Source organism: Streptomyces sp. NPDC006265 (assembly GCF_040613555.1).
GTDB lineage: Bacteria > Actinomycetota > Actinomycetes > Streptomycetales > Streptomycetaceae > Streptomyces.
The window spans coordinates 1-4252 of record NZ_JBEXSH010000797.1; the positions used below are offsets into that span (position 1 = coordinate 1).

The 4252-nt window shown below is 68.7% G+C and carries 6 protein-coding genes; all 6 read left to right on the forward strand.

The annotated features are described in order from the left end of the window. The first annotated feature begins 118 nt into the window (after nucleotides 1-118). On the forward strand, nucleotides 119-427 hold the full coding sequence (locus ABZ281_RS40120; protein WP_356662913.1) for a hypothetical protein: 309 nt from the start codon (nucleotides 119-121) through the stop codon (nucleotides 425-427). A gap of 176 nt (nucleotides 428-603) precedes the next feature. After that, nucleotides 604-768 carry a hypothetical protein gene (locus ABZ281_RS40125; RefSeq protein ID WP_356662914.1) on the forward strand — a complete coding sequence of 55 codons (165 nt, stop codon included), beginning with the start codon at nucleotides 604-606 and terminating at the stop codon, nucleotides 766-768. A gap of 641 nt (nucleotides 769-1409) precedes the next feature. Next, a complete protein-coding gene (locus ABZ281_RS40130) occupies nucleotides 1410-1613 on the forward strand; it encodes a cold-shock protein (protein ID WP_003973099.1) in 204 nt (67 codons plus the stop codon). A gap of 341 nt (nucleotides 1614-1954) precedes the next feature. Further along, the gene (locus ABZ281_RS40135; protein WP_356662915.1) at nucleotides 1955-3445 is read left to right on the forward strand and encodes a DEAD/DEAH box helicase; all 1491 of its coding nucleotides are present in this window, start codon (nucleotides 1955-1957) and stop codon (nucleotides 3443-3445) included. 46 nt (nucleotides 3446-3491) lie between these two features. Then, entirely contained in the window at nucleotides 3492-3896 is a 405-nt protein-coding gene (locus ABZ281_RS40140) for a CBS domain-containing protein (RefSeq protein WP_356662916.1), read from the forward strand. A gap of 50 nt (nucleotides 3897-3946) precedes the next feature. After that, nucleotides 3947-4252, forward strand: a 306-nt coding sequence (locus ABZ281_RS40145; RefSeq protein WP_356662917.1) for an SCO5918 family protein, incomplete at its 3' end; no start/stop codon positions are given.

Consider the following 4252-nt stretch of genomic DNA (forward strand, 5'->3'; position numbering starts at 1 on the left):
GGCGTCCACCGAGTCCTCCCACCGTCCTCACAGGCGCCTGTGAGGACGGTGGCATGATCGTGCTTCTCGTGGGCAGGCGACCGGCGTGTCCTGCGCCCCGGCTGATCTCGTTTCCCGGGTGAGCTCTGGCCTGGTCCAGGCCGGTTTTCAGGTGCTGGGCGACGCGGACATCGGGGTTCCGGGGCTGCGGGTGACCGAGGTGTCTGCGGGCGCTTTGGTCAGCTGGACGGCCTCGGACGGGTTCACCGCGCTCGCCCGTGACCAGGCAGGCCGTGCAGCGAGCAACGACAGCATGAGAGTGATCGTGCAGACCGCAGTAGTAGGACTGCTGGCCCAGCTTGGACACACCGTCACCGACGCGCCTGGTGGCGGTGGCGTGGTGGTGCTCGCCGAAGCGTCCCTGCCACGAGGCGACACGGGCAGCTAGTGCCGCGGCAGGCAACGTTTGCCCGTGAGGAGCGGCGTCCGGTGCGTGTTCTCGGCGTGGCGGCCGGAAGCCCTCGTACTGGACGTACTTGGGGTTTCGGCCGGTGCGGCGAGTGGGGGTACCCCCTGCTCGAGCGGAGTCGAGAGTCGAGAGCGTGGGGGAGCGTGCCGGGCGTCGTGACGGGGCGAACGTTGCCTGCCGCGGCACTAGGCACCGGCCCGCCCGACGTACTGGGCGTCGGCGGTGTGCTGGTGCGGGCGAAGTCGGCGTCGTTCGCGACGCTGTCAGCCGGCGGCCCTCCGCACGCCGGCACCGTGCCCGCCCCGGCCGCTCCCGCCTAATTCGTCCCTGCAGCGCCTCGCTTCACGGCGGACGTCAGGGAAGGCGGTGAGGCCGACGGGACGCAGGCTGTTACTGGGGGCGGCGTCCGGCGATATCCCCGCCGGGGACGGCCGGGGAGGGGAGTGCGAACGGCTCATCCAGCACTGCGAGAGCCTCATCACCCGGGCCGCCATTACCGTCATGACCAGGCGCCTCACCCACACTGAAGAGGTGGGATCTCATCCGGGACCGGTAACGGCATCCGCTGTTGGTCATCCCCACAGTCTCGCAGCTGTGTTTCCTGGCGGAAGCGGCCTTTCCCCGGCCGCCGCGCAGCGTGCCGATTGACCACCCTTCCTGAGGTGTTGAACGCCGAGTGACTCATATCTGTTCCCGAGGGATCAGTTTTTGGATGGCCGCGCAGCGGGAGTTTTTGCCGCGAAGAGCAGAGCGGAATTGCCCAAGGTGCACGGGCCGTCCGGTGTGCTACTGTCTGTATCAGTTGCAGTTGTGGTTCCCAAAACTTCAAGTGCCCCCGCCAGACTTCTGTCGGTCGGGAGCACTTTTGTATTTCCGGTCATTTCCGGGCGGGGTAATCATCGCGGCGACACGGCGCCCGCGCAGTGCGGACGCCGATGCACTGCCCCAAAGGAGATATGACATGGCTGCTGGTACCGTGAAGTGGTTCAACGCGGAAAAGGGCTTCGGCTTCATCGAGCAGGACGGTGGCGGCGCCGACGTGTTCGCCCACTACTCGAACATCGCCGCGCAGGGCTTTCGTGAGCTGCTCGAGGGCCAGAAGGTGAACTTCGACATCGCGCAGGGTCAGAAGGGCCCGACGGCCGAGAACATCGTTCCGGCCTGACGCTCACGCGCAATCCGTAGCTGGGGCCCGCATCCTTCGGGGTGTGGGCCCCAGCTGCACGCGTATCCCGCAGCGGCTTTCACCCGGGATGCCCCGGAGGAATCCGCAGTACCACCACAAGGGTTCCTCCCTCAGGGCGCAGGCGCATCCTGAAGCGTTGCCCCGCAGTCGGCGCCCGGATCGCAAGGTCCCCATCGCGTCACCAATGTCAGCACCTGCGCCCCCGAGATTTCAGTCGGCCAGATCTGCTTTCTTTTGCCACCGGTCCATACTTGTAATTCTCCGTGCCGTTCATCGCAGCGGGAATTCCTTGATATGTGCCACATCGAGGAAGGTTCCGCATGAACCGCACGTACACGAACGACCGCCCCGCCCGATCCCGTGACGGCCGTGCCGACGCCGGAAGGGGCGGCGGTTACGGCTCGCAGGCACCGCGTCGTACCGGCGGGCCCGTACGTTCCGGCGGTTACGGCCGTCGGTCCGCCGCCGTGCAAGGTGAGTTTGCGCTGCCCAGGACGATCACCCCCGCGCTGCCCGCCGTTGATGGCTTCGCCGATCTCGACATGCCTGAGCAGATGCTGGCCGAACTCGGCAGGCAGGGTGTGACGGCCCCGTTCCCGATTCAGGGCGCGACGCTGCCGAACTCCCTTGCGGGCCGTGACGTCCTGGGCCGCGGCCGCACCGGGTCCGGCAAGACCCTGGCCTTCGGCCTCGCCCTGCTGGCGCGTACCGCTGGGCAGCGTGCTGAGCCCCGCCAGCCGCTGGGGCTGATCCTCGTCCCGACGCGTGAGCTGGCACAGCAGGTGACCGACGCGCTGACCCCGTACGCCCGCTCCGTGCGGCTGCGGCTGGCTACGGTGGTGGGCGGCATGTCCATCGGCCGACAGGCCGGCGCACTGCGCACCGGCAGCGAGATCGTCGTCGCGACACCGGGACGGCTCAAGGACCTCATCGACCGCGGCGACTGTCGGCTGAACCAGGTGGGCATCACGGTGCTGGACGAGGCCGACCAGATGGCCGACATGGGCTTCATGCCCCAGGTCACCGCGCTGCTCGACCAGGTGCGCCCGGAGGGGCAGCGGATGCTGTTCTCCGCCACCCTGGACCGCAACGTCGACCTGCTGGTACGCCGCTACCTGACCGACCCCGTCGTGCACTCCGTCGACCCGTCGGCCGGTGCGGTCACGACGATGGAGCACCACGTCCTGCACGTCCACGGCGCCGACAAGCACGCCGCCACGACCGAGATCGCCGCCCGCGACGGCCGCGTGATCATGTTCCTGGACACCAAGCACGCCGTCGACCGGCTGACCCAGGACCTGCTCAACAGCGGGGTGCGGGCCGCCGCGCTGCACGGCGGCAAGTCGCAACCCCAGCGCACCCGCACGCTGGCGCAGTTCAAGACGGGGCACGTCACCGTGCTGGTGGCGACCAACGTCGCGGCGCGCGGCATCCACGTCGACAACCTCGACCTGGTCGTCAACGTCGATCCGCCGACCGACCACAAGGACTACCTCCACCGCGGCGGCCGTACCGCCCGCGCCGGCGAGTCCGGCAGCGTCGTCACCCTGGTCACGCCGAACCAGCGCCGTGGCATGGTCCGTCTGATGTCGGACGCCGGAATCCGTCCGCAGACCACCCAGATCCGCTCGGGCGACGAGGCCCTGAGCCGGATCACCGGCGCCCAGGCCCCGTCCGGCATCCCGGTCGTCATCACCGCACCGGTGGTCGAACGCCCCAAGCGCAGCGCCACCTCCCGAGGCCGCCGTCGCCCCGCCTCGGCGACCAGGCGCACCCCCGTACGCCAGTCCGGCTTCGGCGCAGTGGCCTAGAACTTCAGTGATCAGGAAGCCGGCCCATCTCTGCAGGAGGCACCTTTTGACGCTGGTTCAGACAGAGTCCCGCCCGGCGGACGCCGACCCCGCGCACAGGACAGCGGTGGAGGTCATGGACGCGGCCGGACCGCAGGTCTGTGACGACATGAGCGTCGAGGTGGCGCTGGCCGTCATGGCCGCTGCCCGCACGGTCCGACTGGTCGTCTGCGACCAGGACGGCCAGTGCACCGGCCTGGTCACCCATGCCGAACTCGCTGCCGTCCGTGACAGCTCCGACTACACGGACCGTGTCCGCCTGCGCGACATCCTCGGCGACCACGGTTCGTTCGCCTCACCCGTGACCACGATGGCCGAAGCCGAGCACGCGATGCGCACCCGTCGGCTCGGTGTCCTGCCGGTGGTCGACGAGCAAGGTAGCGCCCTGGGCATCCTCGCCCTCTCCCGCTGAAACATCTGGCCCCTGGTCGGACCGTTCTTCCCTTCTTTCTGTGAGGCCACATGCGCTGCGTCATCGCCCGCTTCCCCTTCGAGCTCACCAAGGGTGGCGTGCTGGAATCGATGAAGGGCATCAAGCCCGAACCGGTCACCGGCGAATCGGTGATCATCGGCCGCCGCCACTACCCCGTCAAGCAGGTCGGCCAAGTCATCACGCGCCAGGACCGACGTGACTTCAGCGCCGCCGAAGTCCTGCGGGCCATGGCGCAGCTCGGTTTCACCTGCCGCGCCGTTCCCAAGGCAGGCCTCGCCGTGAGGTTTCCGCGCGGCTCACCTGGTGCGTCCCTGCTGCTGTCATGGCGAGCCGAT